Source organism: Enterococcus sp. DIV1059_2, assembly GCF_051713685.1.
Classification (GTDB): domain Bacteria; phylum Bacillota; class Bacilli; order Lactobacillales; family Enterococcaceae; genus Enterococcus_D; species Enterococcus_D casseliflavus.
Map to the genome: position 1 here is coordinate 1049651 of NZ_JBIOQK010000001.1, position 17147 is coordinate 1066797.

Sequence of the window (17147 nt, forward strand, 5' to 3'; positions counted from 1 at the left end):
ACTGAAAACGTGAAAAAGGAGCAATCGAGCGATGATACAGGCAAAATGGATCGACCAAGCTTTATTTGAACCCGCATTTATCAATGGCAACTGGCTCGTTCACAGTGTGTTTCAGCATAGTTTCAATCTACAAGATCCTCGTCAGGATCAGCTGATCTGTGTCTCCAAACAAGCGGCTCGCGTGCCCAAAGGGATGATTTTAGCTGCCGACGATTATGCAGCGTTGGCGACAGGCTTAGTTGCTGGTACCACTCTTTTGGTTCAGCAACGGGTGGTCCATTTTCCGCATCATCGTCTGTCTTTTCAAAAGGCAGCCAAATTTACAACGACCGTTCCGGCTGGCACAGTCCCATTTGATCGAGAACTGTTTTGGTCAATCCTTCAAAACGTCACGGAAAAGACGGGGATTCAAGAAGCTGTTTCAGCAACCATCCGCAGCAATCATCCGTTTTATGACGCAATCGATCAGCTATGCACGCCTTCATTTAAGGAACAACGGCAAGCAGTCGCTTATTTAGTCGGACGGGGTGTCGGATTGACCCCCACAGGCGATGATATGCTAGTTGGTCATTTACTGGCTCGCCGAGTGATGGGGCAAGAAGATACCCGCTTGGTGGCTTATCTACAAAGAAGGCTGTTGACAGTCAATGATTTAACGACTGACGTCAGTAAACACTATCTTCTGCATGCACTGACAGGCGCATTCAATCAATCGGCATTATCCTTGACCAAGTGTACCGATTCAGTGGCTTTTTCCCAAGTAATCAAAGAGATACTAGCGATCGGTCATACCTCGGGGGCTGACTTTTTGGCAGGGTTTGCTCGCAGTATCGATCAATTTCAAAACAATAGAAATGAGGAATTCATATGGCAAAACGAGTGGTCATCGCTCTAGGGGGCAATGCAATTTTAAAACCGAATCAACCAGCGACCGTAGAAACACAGCTTGCAAATATCCAGTTAAGTGCGGAACAGATCGCTAAAATCGAGAAGCTTGACCATCAAATCGTCGTGACGCACGGCAATGGTCCGCAAGTCGGCAATATTTTACGACAAAATGAAGAAGCCAAAGAAGTCGTGCCGCCTTTTCCACTGGATGTCTGCAATGCAGAGTCACAAGGCTTTATCGGTTATTTAATGGAGCAAAGCATCAAAAATAAAATCGAGCAAGAAGAACTGACCAGCAATGTCGTGACCTTATTGACCCAAGTGGAAGTGGCAGCGGATGATCCCGCGTTTGAAAAGCCAACGAAGCCGATCGGCTTGTTCTACTCAGAAGAAGAAGCAAAAACGATGGCTGAGGAAAAACATTGGGTGATGGAAGAAGATGCTGGACGTGGGTACCGTCGCGTCGTGCCATCTCCACAACCTGTGACGATCCACGGCGTGGAATCAATGGTTCATTTATTGAATCAAAATACCATCGTGATCGCTGGTGGCGGCGGTGGGATTCCAGTCGTAAAACAAGCGGAAGGCTTGAAAGGGATCGAAGCAGTCATCGATAAAGATCGAACTGGGAAAAAACTGGCAGAACAAGTGGATGCCGATGTATTTATGATGCTGACCGACGTCAACAACGTTTATATCAATTATGGAACACCGAAACAAGAAAAATTAACGGGCTTATCCGTAAGTGAAGCGCAAGCATATTTTGATGCGGGGCATTTTGCAGAAGGCAGTATGGGGCCGAAAATGGAAGCGGCGATTGCATTTGCCAAACAAGGAAAGACAGCAATCATCTGCTCATTGGAAGAAGCGGACTTAGCATTATTAGGTGAAGCAGGCACAAGGATCGCTGGGTAACACCAGCGATCCAACTGCTTGATTCGCCTATTAGTCGCCTTCTTCGGACAGCTCAAGGGCTAAACGCAGATCCAGGCTGATGCTAGGATCATGCACGTTTTTTCCTAGTAGCTTTTGACACTGTTCGATGCGGTATTTGATCGTGTTGCGATGAACGAACAAGGCTTTGGCGGTGCGGGTGATCTCACATTGATAATCCAAGTAAGCCCGTAAGGTTTTGCGCAATTCGATGGTGGCATCTTCTTGCGGAAACGCCAATTCTTTAAGAATCGTACGGCAGAAATAATGGATATCTTCAGGACTCATTTTTTCAAAGAGACTCCGCATTCCCCGTTGATGGTAGAAAGAGACGATGGACGAATCATGTTGGCCTCTTCGTTCTTCATAAGCAGTTTTTGCTTCGATGTAGGAGCTGGCTAAATCATTGATACTTTCACAGACACTCCCTACCCCAAAGGCCATTCGAAATGGCAACCGATTGGTCAAAGCATTGGCGGTCTCGATCAAATGGTCTTCTAAGGCATCACACTTGTGCTGCACGAAAATCGCAAAGTGATTGCTGCCCTTTAAGCGAAAGAGACAAACATCTTTGATGCGATAAGGCAGTTGTTCACTAAACCACTGATAGACCAAGTCACTTTCTTCTTTTAGGTATTTGTCTTTGCCTTTGGTTTCTTTGGTTGGTTCACAGGCACCATAGATGACACGATAATGGCGGGCTTTGACCAAACCGTAAGTCTTTCCGAGATCTAACCAATCCTTTTGTTCTTGCTTGGTGGATTGCTGGTATTCGATCATCCGTGTTAAAAAGTCACTTTTTAAATCTTCAAAAGATTCTTGCACTTTTTGGTTCTTGTAAAGCATAAACGACAAGACCAAGGCTGCTTGTTCCAGCGCAAAATCCGAGACAGGATAAGGAATCGCCTCAGGATTCAAAATGACTAAATAATGGGGGAAATAAGTGGAGGTTTCAATAGCATAATAAGAAATTTGTGACGTTTTTTCATGAAGATCTTTGATAGGGATCGCCCCGCTTTTTTCACCAGTAAAAACCCCTTTCGTTTGTCCTAATTGATGGATGTAATACTCCGCGGGTTTTGACATGCGGGTGAAATGCTTGGAGTGGGCAATCACTTGTTTAAAAGGATTCAACAAAATGATCGGTGTATTGACCATTTGGCCAAAATCAGCGATAAAGCGAGCGATGCTGACATCCTTCATCAAGGAAGCAGAGAACCGTTTTTGAATGTCTAAGGCATAGCTCAGCTGCTCGGTTTTGGTGTTCCACAATAAATTCAAAAGCTGGTGCATCAAACGACCCAGCGGCATCGTGGCAGGTACTTCTACGATGGGGAAACCCAAGCTATCGGCGTAGGCGATCACTTCAGGATCGATGACATCTAAAAAACGACCGATCTTGATGCCTAATCCGGCGGCATTTTTGGCTACAAGAGAATCGATCAGCTCTAGAAGCGCTCCTTGATTATCTTTATAAACCATCGCCGTGCTTAAGATAAAGGTATGCTCAGGAATATAGTGGGCGATATCGGGGGTCTCGGTGATTTCGATACTGTCGACGGGAATTTCCGCAGTCAGGGGATCTGTCAATAAACGCAAATTGGAAAAGCGTGGTATAGCAAGCAATTCAGCAACTAACTTCATAGAGAAACTCCTTTTGGAATTGAACAAAATAAACAAAAACATGTCCTTTTTTAGCTTTATTGTACAACAAACTTGGAAACGTTGACAAGGCGTTGGACAGTGAAATCAAAAAGAGAAATGAGGGAAAAAGATGTATAAAGAGTTAACGATCGCACAACGTACGATCATGACACCTGGGCCTGTAGAAGCCCATCCAGCTGTTCTACAAGCAATGACCAATCGCATTTTGGGGCAGTTTGATCCGAATTTTTTGGCGATCATGGATGAGGTCAAAGAAATGATCAAACAACCGTTTGGAACCAAAAACAAAGAGGCATTTGCCATTGACGGGACTTCCCGAGCTGGTTTAGAAGCGGCGCTGATCGCTTTGATCGAACCAGGGGACAAAGTCTTGATCCCAGCCTATGGGCGCTTTGCTTTCTTACTGGGAGAAATCTGTGAACGTGCCCAAGCACAAGTCAAATATGTAGAAAAAGAGTGGACAGCTCCTTTTGCACCCGCAGAGGTCATCAAAGAAATCGACGCATTTCAACCCAAGATCGTGGCGATGGTCCACGGGGAAACCGCCAATGGGCAAATGCAGCCGTTGGCAGAAATCGGGCAGTATTGTCGCGCAAAAGATATTTTCTTTGTCGTTGACATGGTGGCGACTTATGGTGGCGTGGCCCTGTCAGTCGATGATTGGTGTGTCGATTTAGCGATTGCCGGTACACAGAAGTGTTTAAGTGTGCCGTCTGGTCTTTCATTAGTGACCTACAACGAGCGAGTCGAAGCCGTCCTTAATGCCCGTTACCAAAAAGAATTAGGCTTGAGTAAAACGGATCGAAACAAGCGGCACATTATGAGCAATTACCTGGATTTGAGTCAACTGCAACGCTACTGGAACACAGAGCGAATCAACCATCACACAGAAGCGACGAGTATGATCTATGCGCTTCATGAAGGATTACGGATGCTGCTAAATGAAGGTCTCGATGCAGCCTATCAACGTCATTTGACGAATGAAGGCGCGTTGGTCGCTGGACTGGAAGCAATGGGGCTGTCGATTTATGGCGAAAAAGCAACCAAAATGCCGACAGTTACCCCTATCTTTATTCCAGAAGGGGTTGATGGCGAAGCTGTCCGAGAAGAGATGCTTCACTCCTTTGGTGTAGAGATTGCTAGTTCATTTGGTGATCTAAAAGGAAAAATCTGGCGGATTGGAAATATGGGCTACAGCAGCCGCAAAGAAAATATTTTACATGTCCTAGCCGCGTTAGAAGGGGCACTATTGTACCAGCAAGCACCAATTTCTGCTGGCAAAGCACTCATCGCTGCGTTAAATTACTACCAAAAAACGACTTAAATTTTTAGCACAAATGCACAACGACTGAAAGCGCTTTGTGAAAAATGACAAATGCAATCGTCGGCAAAAAAACGTACACTAAGACTATCTTAAAGCGCTTTCGTTGGCGTGCTTCACAAACTTTACTTGTGTAACTGATGGAGGGAAAAAAATGGAAATCAATAAAGAACGTGGTGGGCTTGCCTACTGGAAACAAATTATTATCTTAATGTGTTCAGGCTGGGTCACTATCTGGATTTATCGCGCTGCATTATCGCCAGTCTATCCGCAAATCAATGAGTCACTTGGCGGCAATATTTCTGATACAGCATTAGGATCGATTGCCAGCTTTTACTTTTTCGGCTATGTGATCATGCAGATTCCTGCCGGCTTTTTGGTGGATAAGATTGGGAAGAAAACAGTTCTGCTTCCAGGATTCGTAGTATTTGCACTGGCAGCTTTACTGATTTCACAAGCCTCTTCAATCTCCATGATCTATACCGGTAGCTTTTTAGCAGGGATCGGCTGTGGGTCATTTTACGGTTCAGCGTATTCTTTGACCTCACAGAACATTCCGAAAGAAAAGAAGAGCTTCTCAACAGCGATCGTCAATAGTGGTTCTGCCGTTGGTTCAGGGTTTGGGATGATCTTATCAAGCTTTATCGTTATTCAGATGAACATGCCTTGGCAAACAATGATGTATTTATCCGCTTTCTTGATCGTTTGTATGACGATCGCTTTTGCATTGGTGATCCGCAGCAACAAAGAAGACGTGGCTTTCTTGGAGAGCCAAGCAGCAGCTGAAGAAGAAACAACGGATCAGCCGAAAGAAAAAGTTTCCCTTTCGACCTTGTTCTCACTGCGGATGCTCTTTACTTATGTGTTATATTTTGCGACGTGTTATGCCTACTATATGACGGTTACTTGGCTACCAAACTTCTTAGGAACAGAACGAGGCTTCCAAGGAGTCGCGATCGGTTTCTCTTCTTCATTGGTAGCATTTGCTTCCATTCCTGGGGCATTGTTCTTTAGCCGCTTGGCAGACAAATACATGCATAAAAAAGTAACCTTTATCGTTATCTTAGAAGTATTGGCGGCGTTGATGTTATTAGTAACGGTGCAAGCGACAAATTCGACCTTCTTAATGATCGCGTTGATCTTGTACGGGTTCCTTGGAAAATTAGCGGTTGAACCAATCATCATTTCTTGGCTAGGGGAAAATGCACCCAAAGTTGGGGTCGGTACGACATTAGGGGTCTTCAACTTTTTCGGCATGATGTCTTCCGTTATCGCACCAACATTGACCGGATCGATCTCGGATGCAACAGGGTCAAAAGTAATGGGCTTTTATATCGCAATTATTTTGTTGATCGGTGGTACATTCTTATTCTTGACTGTAAACTCTAAGAAAACAGCGAAGTAGAAAAGTGAGGCAAAACAGATGAAAAAACGATCCTTAAAAATCAGTTTGACCAACCAAATCATGATTGCAACGGTATTGGGGATTTTTTGGGGCGTTTCCTTTCCCGGGTTAGGTGATCAAATGCAGCTAGTCGGGGACTTCTTCTTGCGGCTGATTCAAATGTCTGTGGTCGTACTGGTCATGGGCTCGGTGATTGAAGCGGTGGGGGGACTTGATCCAAAAGAATTAGGTGGGATCGGCGGGAAAGTCTTCCTTTGGTTTACTGGATCGACCCTCGTCGCCGCTATTTTCGGTCTCTTGTTCGCCTTGATTCTCAAGCCTGGCGCAGGCCTTGATCAGTCCCTGCTGCAAAGTACAGAAACCGCATTAAGTACCAGCAGCATGGAAGAAGTCATCTTAAACTTTGTTCCACTGAACATTATTCAAGCCATGGTGGAGCAGAATATGATCCAAGTGATTATTTTTTCGCTCTTCTTTGGCCTTGCCTTGAGCTTGATCAAGCATGAAAAAAAGAATCAGCTGTTTCTAGATATGATCAGTAGTTTTAATAATATTTTGATAAAAATGGTCAGCATGATCATGAAGTTGGCGCCGATCGGGATTTTCGGCCTGGTTGCTTCCTTAGTAGAAGATACCGGTATTCGTGTGTTGGGAATGTTAGCCAGTTTTTTATTGACGTTAGCAGCAGCATCTTTGCTCTTTTTGTTTCTTTGGTTTCTCTTGACGTCGCTCTATTGCAAAGTTTCCTTGTTTCGTTTGATAAAGAACATGTGGCGCCTCTCGGTGGTTTCCTTTACGACCACCTCCTCTGCTGTTTCATTGCCGTTTCAAATGGAAGATGGCAAAGAGCGATTTGGGATCAGTGATCGAATCAATAAGCTCGTGATGCCTCTGGGCATGACCTTAAATAGCAATGGGCTCTCCTTATTTTTAGCCCTGGCAATCGTAACCGTTGCTCAGGCGTACCAGATCCAATTGAGCTGGGGAGATCTTTTGCAAGTGGTCTTGTTGTCCTCGTTGGCATGCTTGGGAACGATCGTCGTTCCAGGCGGCGGATTAGTCACACTGGCTACGGTTTTACCTATGTTAGGACTGCCTAATGAAAGCATCGCCTTACTGGCTGGGATCGATTGGTTTTCTGGGATGTTTCGGACCCTCTTGAATGTTGACCCTGACGTCACGGTGGCGTTGATCGTTGCTCATGATGAAGGAGAACTGGATCATGCAGTCTTCAATGGTGAAAAAGCCTCGGTCAAATTAGCAGAAAAAATCACCGATGGCGTATAAGACCAATCATTCTTGTGATAAAACTTTACTCTTTTTTGAAAACGTGCTACGATTGATTCGTTGATAGACGAAAGAAGCTTCCTGAAATACCGTAAACGGTAAACAGTAGCGGCTGATTTTCCGCTCGTCGTTCAACAGACAACTACGACAAAAAGAGGAGGAAAAAACATGACAGCATCGATGAAATTGTGGATTGACCTTTTGAATAGCTAATTTAAATCTATTTCAAAAGTCTAGGCAATCGTGATTTCAAGGGATGAGTGTCCTCTTTTTTCCAATTTCTTATTAAAATCAGGGTATAGCGGTAGGCTATGCCCTTTTTTTGTGCTTGCGTTTTCCTAGACGGGAAGGACAGACTGATGGAACAATTAAGTGTAAAAATAAACAATCTAATCAAAAATTATGGGTCCAAAGAAGTACTGAACATTGAAGAACTGAGCACCTATCAAACGGATCGTATCGGGATCGTGGGAGCAAACGGGCAAGGCAAGTCTACCTTGCTGAAATTGATTGCGGGAGTCATCGATCCTGATTCAGGAACGATTCAAAAAGAAAATTCGTTTCACTATTTCCCGCAAATCGCTGAGGTGACTGAAAAGACGGAGGCCCTTGACTGGGCGCTGTTCGGTCGTTTTTCGATCCCAACAAATGAATTGGCGACACTAAGCGGCGGGGAGGAGACCAAATACCGGTTGGCACAAACGTTATCTTCCTATCAGTTAGGACTTTTGCTCGATGAGCCAACGACCCATTTGGACCAGCAAGGAATTCAAGTCTTGATTGAGGAATTGCAGTATTATTATGGCACCCTGATCGTGGTCAGTCATGATCGATATCTATTGAATCAGCTGGCAACGAAAATCTGGGAAGTCGATCAAGGAAAAGTCACCGAGTATGCTGGCAATTATGACAGTTACCGACAGCAAAAAGAGCAAGCGGCACAGCGTATTGCCTGGGAGGCTGCGCAGTATCAGCAACAAAAACAGCAGTTGACCCAAGCAATCCAAAAGAAAAAAGAACAAGCGATTAAGAGCAGTCGTATTTCTGAAAAAAAGCGACAGCAGAACATCCGACCAGACCGTTTGTCGTCATCAAAACAAAAAGACACGGTGCAAAAGTCATTGCAAAAAACAGTCAAAGCCATGGAAAGCCGCTTGGATCAATTGGAAGAAGTGAAGGGCGTCGCCCGGCAGCAGGTGATTCGTTTTCCAGTAGTCCCTGCAGTTGAGCTGCATAATAAACGACCGATTCGTGGGGAGCAAGTAACCATTCAAAGAGGGGCGAAACGTTTGCTAGACAGCAGCAGTTTCCAGTTTGCTGCCGGGAAGAAAATCGCTATCGTGGGTCCGAACGGTTCGGGAAAGTCGACTTTACTAAAAGAAATCATCGCAGGCGGAGAGGGAATCTATGTATCACCGAAAATCGTCTTTGCGGTCTACGAGCAAATGGGCTATCGAAAAAACAGCACCACACCGCTTTTGACGGAATTGATGGCTCAAACAGACTATCAGGAACCACTGGTCCGCAGTATTTTACACAATCTGGGATTTAGCCAGATTGACGTGATGAAGCCAGTCAATGTGCTAAGCGGCGGAGAAGCGACACGGGTCGAGCTCGCACGCATCTTTACTCAACCTGCCAATGTTTTGATACTTGATGAACCGACGAACTTTATTGATCTGCCGACAATCACCGTCTTGGAACAATTGATTCGCAGCTATCGAGGCATGGTTTTGTTCACATCGCACGATCAAGCGTTTATCGATGCCGTCGCGGATGATGTGTATCAAATCGATCATGGAAAATTAACATTGGTTTCCAGTAACTAGCAGCATTGTCGCTTTTATACCTGTATAGAGAAAAACAGCGCGGGAAAGGAAGCGACCGCCCAACGTTCGATCAACAATCGGCCGTTGAGCGGTCACTACAAAACCCGCACTGTTTTTTTCGCAATCATCGGTATAGCCTAGCTGTTGCTACATCGCTTAATAAATCTTTTTCGTAAAGTATTTTAAGATCAGGGGAGAGATCAAGGTGCTCAACAAGACAACGATCACCAAAGGGGAATACAATGCGGACGAGATCAATTGGTTTTGTTGACCAATCTGTAAAATGATCAAAGCCATTTCACCTCGGGAAATCATTCCAGCTCCCACCATCCAAGCACTGTTGTTTGAGAATTTCGCGATTTTCGCCCCGACATAGCCGCCGACCAGTTTGGTCAAGATCGCGACCACGGTAAAGGCAAGAATAAAGAATAATTGCTCATTTAAGCGGGAAAAATCAACTTCTAAGCCAACGCTGACAAAGAACACCGGAATGAAGACGGCGTAACCTAATGCTTCGACACTGTGTTCCACTTCCTCACGAACCTTCGTTTGACTGACAGCGATCCCTGCGAAGAAGGCACCAATGACCGAGCTTAACCCAACGAGGTCAGCAAGATACGCCATTCCTAAGCAGATGATCAGTGACATGATGATCACTGCGGAATTTGCAAATAGCTTTTCTGCAAGTGCCAATAAGAACGGAGCGATCCATTTCACTAATAGAAAAATCAACACAAAATAAATCAATTCTACCAATAAGGTGACCGGCAGTGGTGTTGCTTGGCTGCTTTCGCCGCCTAAAAAGGAAAGGCTAAGACTCAAAACCAACACGACCAAAATATCATCCACGACGGAAGCACCAAGAATCGTCGACCCTTCTTTCGTATTCACCACATTCAACTCTTTCAATACTTCGACAGAAATACTGACTGAGGTGGCAGCTAATACGATCCCGAAAAAGAACGCTTCTGTGGGACTGCTTTGAAAACCGATCCCCGTGGCATACCCGAAGAGCATTGGGAACACGATCCCCAAAAGGGCAACGAGCATCCCAGGACGAAAATAGCGTTTCAATAAAGAAATATCACTTTCCAATCCCGCTAAAAACATCAGCAAAATAACACCAATCTCTGAAAAATCATGAACCAGAATATCTGGATGGACCCAATTGAGTCCTGCGCCTCCTAATAAAACCCCCGCTAACAACTGCCCGATGACAGCAGGAACGCCCATCCGTCTCGCCAGATGCGAGAAGAGGGTCGTCGTGATTAGGATCAAACACAAAATCCCGACAAAATGCATAAAACCTCATCCTTCTTTCCTATAACATACTCCCCTTTAGTATAGCATTCTCTCTTGAATTGAGCCTGTATCAAGCCTTTTTTATTAAAAGAGTTTCATTAAACCGCACGTTTTTTGAGATAAGGAGGAAGCGAAGGCAATCAGAGTTTTTCTGTGTACTCGTCGAAATAAAAAAACATTATTTTCACTTTACTTGTATCAAATTATTGTTTGAGCCAACGGGCGAGCTGCTGAAACACCATTTGGACTTGCGGCTCCTCGACGTTTTTCAAAAAGTCGTGGGGCAAATCATAGACAGGGACAAATTTGCTTTTAGGCACTTTCTTCAAGCCTTTGCTGTAACGAAAAGGAACTTCCTCATCGGTACTGCTGGCACTGCTGAAAATTGGAGGAAATTGAGCAAGCAGCTCAGGATCAATGGCATAGTCAGAAAGAGCTTCAGCTGTTAGACCATAGATCGTGGTGAGTTCTTGCTGTTGAACCCAATAAACATAAGGCAAATAGCGCTGAAACTGCGGATCATCCCAAACGATCTCGGTTTGATTCAAAGAAGGGACTTGCTCTTTGCTTAAGAGCGGCTGCTGCAAGACTCGTTTGTTTTCAATAAAAGAAAGATCGGTATACCCATAAAAATTGACCAGTTTTTCAGGCAATCTCTGTTGTTCCTTCAGTAATTGCTGGGTCAGCGCCAGCATCAAATAACCGCCAGCTGAGCGTCCGCAGAAACAAAACGGGTTATCTTTAAGCACAGTTGCTTGCAATTCTTGAAAATTTTGCCAGTTCAGCGCCAAAATCTCCGCTAACGAGGAATTGGGCGCCAGTAAATAATCGACTGTGAGGACGCTGTATTGCTGCTCTTGAAATAATGCGATCAGTGATGCGGGAATGTCTTGACGGGTTCCATAAACAAAACCGCCGCCGTGAAAGTAAATCACGTATTTCTCCGAAGCAGGATAAAGGGACACCGAAGCACCGGTGGTCAATTGCCATTCTTTTTTCATTTTGCTTGACTCCTTTTCTGAAGCTCTAATAAATAGGTGCCGATCTCGTAATTGACTAATTGGATCGGACTTGTCAGATCGATCTCTAGTAGCTGTTCGATTTTGCTTAGCCGATAACGAATCGTTTTGGCATGAAGAAACAAGGTTTCAGCCGTATTTTTGTAATTGCGATTCGTGATAAAAAAGGTATACAGCGTTTTGAATAGCTCTTCATTTTCTTCCGAGAGTTGATACAGCTTCGGGGGAATGCTTTGCTGCAGCTTTTCCAGTTGGTTCTCCTTGATAAAGGAACTAAAGATACCTAAGTCGCTATAGGCAATGATCGGCGCCAAATAAAACTGCCGATTGAAGCGGATCGCATCCAAACACTCTGGCAGGATCTCTTTGATCTGTTCCTTGCGCAAGACTTCGCTAACCACCAAGCAGCCATGTTCATCGGCTAACAGGGCATCATCAAAATGTGTCTGCAGCATCTGTTTCGTCACCTGATGGGCGATCGATTGGAAATTATAGAGGATCACCAAATAATTGTGGTGTTCAAAAAAGACGTGGGGTGTTTTCAACGCCCGTAGCTTGTGCAAAACGACGGACTTACGCTCCTTATCTTTAAAGCTGTTGGAAGCAAAGGCAATGCCTTGGTAGAAATCGTAGCGATCCAGTTGCGCTTCTTCTAACAAAAGATCCAGCTCAGCCAAATTACTAGGAGTGTTTTGTAAGATCGCATCGGCAAGATTGTTCATGCGATTGTAGCGTTCTTTCTTCAACAAATACTCCATTTGGAGGCGTTCATAAATGACGTCGATCACATTTTCAATGATCATGACTTTTGCCTCAGGGATCTGCGAATCTTTCTGATAAACGATCAAGGTACACAGATCATTGTAAGGATTGATGATCTCTACTTTTATGGCGGTCACATATTGATTGTTCTCATGAGAAAATAATTCCAAATATTCGTAGTGGTTCTTGGTAAACTCGATGGTTTTCATGGGTTCTTGTTTGGTCACCACGAAATTCTTAAAGGATTGACCGACGGACACATGCACATCTAAATGAGGAATGCGCAACGAACAAGGCTTTTCGATCAATTGATAGAACTCCTGCATGATCTGATCGAAAGAAGAGTGGTTGCGCTCAACTTTCATGAAGCGCTGGCGAACTTCGTAATAGGTACGCAGCAGCTGGGTTTGGTGATTCAGTAATGGTTCGTAAACCGCTAGCATGATGGCTTCATAGCTGACTTCTTGCTGCACTTTGATCAAAGGGATCTGATAAGCAAAGCTAAGTTCGATCACCCAATCTGGGATCATAGGGATCAAGCGATCCACTTTGATCACTAAACCGCTGACACCGATTCGCTGCATTTTTTCAAAAAAAACACGCAGTTCCTCAGGGGATTGGTCTTTGAAGGCATAAAAAGAAGTCAAAATCAATTGATGGGCTTTGCTCCACTTCTCAATGTCCATCGCTTCCAGCACCATGACGGAACCAACGGAATTTGTTAAACCAATGGAGCCAGTCAGGACTTTACTTTTTTCAAAAAGCGGCAGTTCAACCAATTCTTTTAATTTCATAAAATGCTCCTTTTTTTCTCTTTTGGATAAAAAGTATAGCATTTTTTTAGAACTTTATCCAATGAAAACGCAAACAAGGCTCGTTAGAATGAGGGTATAAGAAAAGGAGGAGAACAAATGCTGCACACAGTAATCTTAAAGAATAACTACCAAGATTCCATTAACTTAATGTTGCTGACGAATACGATCAATGATCTAGGCGATGTCGAAATGAGTCAAATCATGATGGGGACGGATGCAAACAAAGATATATTAAATAACACTGGCTTGCTTTCTAAAGAGGCAGAAGGTGCTTCACCTAACGATATGATGATCGTAGTCGATAGCCAAAACGAACAGATCATGGATCAAGTAATGCCAGCGATCGATTCATTTTTAGCTGATCTTTCAGCAAAAGATCAAGGCAAAGAAACGCCAGCGGCGGCTTCATGGCAAGAAGCCTTGAGCGCAATGCCAGATGCCAATGTTGCACTATTTAGTATTCCTGGGGAGTATGGCGCAGCCGAGATGGAAAAAGCCTTGAAAAATGACTTGCATGTTTTCTCGTTTACGGACAATGTCGCTATCGAAGATGAAGTGCGTTTGAAAAAGCTGGCTCATGAAAAAGGCTTATTGATGATGGGGCCAGACTGTGGGACCGGTATTATTTCCAGCATTCCGATTGCCTTCACGAATGTCGTGGCACCAGGAAACATCGGCGTCGTTGGTGCCTCTGGTACGGGGATTCAAGAAGTGACGACGATCATTGACCGATTAGGCGGTGGTGTCGTTCATGCCATTGGGACCGGCGGACGTGACTTAAGCGACAAAGTTGGGGCGATCACTGTCAAAGATGCCATCGTTGCTTTAGAAAATCATGAACCGACAGATGTGATTTGCGTGATCTCGAAACCACCTGCAAAAGAAGTGCGGGATGAAGTCGTTCAATTGCTGCAAAGTATCAGCAAACCTGTGGTAGCGATTTTCTTAGGAGAAAAACCAGAAGCCCATGAAGGAAAAGTCTATTTGGCACATACTCTGGAAGAAACAGCGCGCATCGCTGTTGATCTTGCCAATGAAGAACCCGTCAAAGCGAACTATTTTGAACGCGTGGCAACCCCAGATGTGCCAAAACTCGCTGAAGACAAAGTGGTCAAAGGTCTTTATTCTGGCGGTACATTAGCTGCCGAAGCAGGAATGCTGATCTCCGAAGCCTTGAATCTAGAAGGCCTTGTAAAACAAGAAGGCTATATCTTGCATTCCCACGGCTATGATGTGATCGACCTTGGTGATGATATCTATACCCAAGGCAAACCGCACCCAATGATCGATCCTGAAGTGCGCATCAAAAAAATCGAAGACTATGCGCAAGATGAGCAAACCGGGGTCATTTTATTTGATGTGGTGTTAGGTTACGGCGCACATGCAGATATGGTAGGTGCACTGTTACCAGCCATCGAAGCTGCACAGCAAACAGCCCAAGCAGCTGATCGCGCGCTATACTTTGTTGCTACCGTCTGCGGAACTGAAAAAGATCCGCAAAACTATCAAGAAGCAGTCAACCGTTTGAAAGCAGCTGGCGTCTATGTGGCACCAAGCAATGCTCAAGCAGTGCAATTAGCCCTCGCCTTAAAAGGGGCGACTCTTTCTGAAGCAGACAAAGCGGTCAATGATTATACTGGTAGCAAAGTTGAGGTGCCGACAGTTAGCGAGAAAGTGATGGAGCTGTTGACCACCAAACCACGGATCATCAATGTTGGCTTGCAAAGCTTCAATGAATCGATCCTGCAATATGGCGGGAAAACAGAACAATTTAACTGGCGTCCTCGTGCCAACGGCAACAAGAAAATGATCCGCATTTTAGACGCGTTAGAAGAATTTGACGAAAAAATCACAGCTGAAAACCAAGCAGTGACGGATAAAATCAAAAATGCCCAACCATTCTTGATCGATGTCGTTCCAGCTAAATCAGTGATTGCTGAATTAAACGAAAGCCAGAAAACCTTGCTGCATGCAGGACCGCCGATCCAATGGTCGGAAATGACGGGACCGATGCAAGGGTCTTGTATCGGCGCTGCCTTGTTTGAACGCTGGGCGAAGGATGAAGACGAAGCCCGCCGCTTACTCGAAAGTGGGGAAGTCCGCTTTATGCCATGTCACCATGTCCAGGCAGTTGGACCAATGGGGGGAATCACTTCTGGGAATATGCCTGTCTTTGTGGTTGAGAACCGCCTTGTCGGCAACAAAGCCTACTGTATTTTGAACGAAGGGATCGGTAAAGTCTTACGATTTGGTGCCTATTCACAAGAAGTCATCGATCGTTTGGATTGGATCAAAGACGTCTTAGGACCAACCATTGCCAAGGCATTGCAATTAACAGAAGAAGGCATCAACTTGAATGTATTGATTGCCCGGTCGATCACAATGGGGGATGAATTCCATCAACGAAATATTGCAGCATCATTGAACTTTTTGAAAGAAATCGCGCCGTTGATCATCCAAACAGAGATCGATGAAAAGCAAAAATATGAAGTGATCAAGTTCTTAGCAGATACCGATCAGTTCTTCTTGAATATCATGATGGCAACCGGGAAAGCCATCGTTGACGGTGCCCGTGTCGATGCCAAAGGAACGATCGTGACCACCATGACGAGAAACGGTGTTAACTTTGGGGTTCGTGTCGCCCAAACAGAAGACCAATGGCATACTGCACCAGTCAATACGCCGAAAGGTTTGTACTTTACTGGGTTTACCGAAGCAGATGGCAATCCCGATATTGGGGACAGTGCCATTACTGAAACCGTCGGTGTCGGAGCAATGGCGATGGTAGCCGCACCAGGTGTAACACGCTTTGTCGGCGCTGGTGGTTTTGAAGATGCGCTAGAAACTTCCAATGAAATGGCAAAAATCTGTTTCGGTCATAATCCGACCTTCTCGATCCCAACATGGGATTTCCAAGGAACTTGTTTGGGGATCGACATCCGCAAAGTCGTTGAAACAGGCATCACCCCAATCATTAATACTGGGATCGCCCATAAAGAAGCAGGTGTCGGTCAAGTCGGCGCAGGCACGGTGCGTGCACCGTTAGGCTGTTTTGAAAATGCTTTGACGGCTTATGCGAAGGATCTGGGGATCGATGTTGACTGAGAAAATCAAAATCAGTGATTATCTAGACCCACTGCAACGATTCGGTCGTACCGGTCGGGTGCATAGCGTGTTTGATCGTTCATTCAATGTGATGATCGGGCAGCATCTGGTCAATATCAACAACTATCGCAACTATTTGACTGGCTTCGGGGTCTTTTTACCCGATGCATTGTTTGAACAAGTCTTGCCTTTGATCGAAGTCGGCAATCACGTGCAAGTCCGAGAGCATGGTCTGACCTTTTACAGCACAAAAGGAACATTTTCTCTTTCATTAGAGGAGAAAGAATTGGTTTCGCTGCAGGTGAAGGAGTTATCCTTCACCTCTGCGGAATTGCAGCTTTTGAAAGAAATCCTACTTCAACAAGAACTAGAAACCAAGATTGGGTTGCCAGAAGATGAGAAAACCCAAGCAGTGTTTGCGGCATTGCGGCAGTCTGTCTCAGATTGGGAACCAATCATTGACCACCTGATTGGTCGCGGCAAAGGATTGACACCTAGCGGCGATGATCTTCTCGTTGCCTATCAAGCGATGCTCTATGCCTTGCAGCAGCCAGAAGCCGAAACGTTAGCGCAAGCATTGGCAAAACCGCTGTCTACGACGGATGTCAGCCTTGCATATATTCAAAGTGCCAGTCAAGGGTATGTCAATTCGGTAATGCTGCAATTATTCCAAGACGTAAAAAGTAAAAACCCACAGGTGCTGGAAAACGACGTGCAGCAGCTGATGTCCATCGGTCATTCGTCAGGCAAAGATCTTAGCTTTGGGTTGTTGTTAGCGTTGGAGTCATTGTCACTTGAGGAGAAAGAATAGAAAAG

General features: G+C 44.9%; 12 protein-coding genes. 8 read left to right on the plus strand and 4 right to left on the minus strand.

From position 1 onward, the window contains the following. Positions 1 to 31: 31 nt before the first annotated feature. Entirely contained in the window at positions 32 to 895 is an 864-nt protein-coding gene (locus IGI72_RS04970; protein ID WP_005225364.1) for a DUF2877 domain-containing protein, read from the plus strand. Continuing rightward, positions 868 to 1803 (plus strand): carbamate kinase, encoded by a 936-nt coding sequence (gene arcC / locus IGI72_RS04975; RefSeq protein ID WP_194194823.1) that lies wholly within the window; start codon positions 868 to 870, stop codon positions 1801 to 1803. The genes IGI72_RS04970 and arcC overlap by 28 nt, the downstream gene beginning before the upstream one ends. A gap of 30 nt (positions 1804 to 1833) precedes the next feature. On the opposite strand, the gene IGI72_RS04980 is transcribed toward arcC, so the two are convergent. Beyond that, on the minus strand, positions 1834 to 3465 hold the full coding sequence (locus IGI72_RS04980) for a PucR family transcriptional regulator (protein ID WP_060791737.1): 1632 nt from the start codon (positions 3463 to 3465) through the stop codon (positions 1834 to 1836). Positions 3466 to 3595: 130 nt separating this feature from the next. Here IGI72_RS04980 and IGI72_RS04985 point away from each other — a divergent pair, with 130 nt between their 5' ends. From IGI72_RS04985 to abc-f, 4 genes are all read left to right on the plus strand, one after another. After that, the gene (locus IGI72_RS04985; RefSeq protein ID WP_005225367.1) at positions 3596 to 4810 is read left to right on the plus strand and encodes a pyridoxal-phosphate-dependent aminotransferase family protein; all 1215 of its coding nucleotides are present in this window, start codon (positions 3596 to 3598) and stop codon (positions 4808 to 4810) included. Between the two features lie 151 nt (positions 4811 to 4961). Further along, a complete protein-coding gene (locus tag IGI72_RS04990) occupies positions 4962 to 6212 on the plus strand; it encodes an MFS transporter (protein ID WP_005225368.1) in 1251 nt (416 codons plus the stop codon). Positions 6213 to 6230: 18 nt separating this feature from the next. Beyond that, positions 6231 to 7499, plus strand: a complete 1269-nt coding sequence (locus IGI72_RS04995; protein ID WP_074932367.1) for a dicarboxylate/amino acid:cation symporter — start codon at positions 6231 to 6233, stop codon at positions 7497 to 7499. A gap of 359 nt (positions 7500 to 7858) precedes the next feature. Beyond that, positions 7859 to 9328, plus strand: a complete 1470-nt coding sequence (gene abc-f, locus IGI72_RS05000) for a ribosomal protection-like ABC-F family protein (protein ID WP_121262035.1) — start codon at positions 7859 to 7861, stop codon at positions 9326 to 9328. Between the two features lie 156 nt (positions 9329 to 9484). Here the strand turns inward: abc-f and IGI72_RS05005 are convergent, their stop codons facing one another. The 3 genes from IGI72_RS05005 to IGI72_RS05015 form a co-directional block, all read right to left on the minus strand. Continuing rightward, the gene (locus IGI72_RS05005; protein WP_015509193.1) at positions 9485 to 10630 is read right to left on the minus strand and encodes a cation:proton antiporter; all 1146 of its coding nucleotides are present in this window, start codon (positions 10628 to 10630) and stop codon (positions 9485 to 9487) included. Positions 10631 to 10833: 203 nt separating this feature from the next. Beyond that, positions 10834 to 11631: an alpha/beta hydrolase gene (locus IGI72_RS05010; protein ID WP_413152728.1), complete on the minus strand. Its 798-nt coding sequence runs from the start codon at positions 11629 to 11631 to the stop codon at positions 10834 to 10836. Further along, positions 11628 to 13205, minus strand: a complete 1578-nt coding sequence (locus tag IGI72_RS05015) for a PucR family transcriptional regulator (protein ID WP_270273236.1) — start codon at positions 13203 to 13205, stop codon at positions 11628 to 11630. Before IGI72_RS05015 ends, IGI72_RS05010 begins: the two co-directional genes overlap by 4 nt. Positions 13206 to 13322: 117 nt before the next feature. Between IGI72_RS05015 and fdrA the strand changes: the two genes are divergently transcribed. Then, on the plus strand, positions 13323 to 16331 hold the full coding sequence (gene fdrA, locus IGI72_RS05020; protein ID WP_142973709.1) for a DUF1116 domain-containing protein: 3009 nt from the start codon (positions 13323 to 13325) through the stop codon (positions 16329 to 16331). After that, on the plus strand, positions 16321 to 17142 hold the full coding sequence (locus IGI72_RS05025; RefSeq protein WP_438753330.1) for a DUF2877 domain-containing protein: 822 nt from the start codon (positions 16321 to 16323) through the stop codon (positions 17140 to 17142). Before fdrA ends, IGI72_RS05025 begins: the two co-directional genes overlap by 11 nt. Positions 17143 to 17147 lie beyond the last annotated feature (5 nt).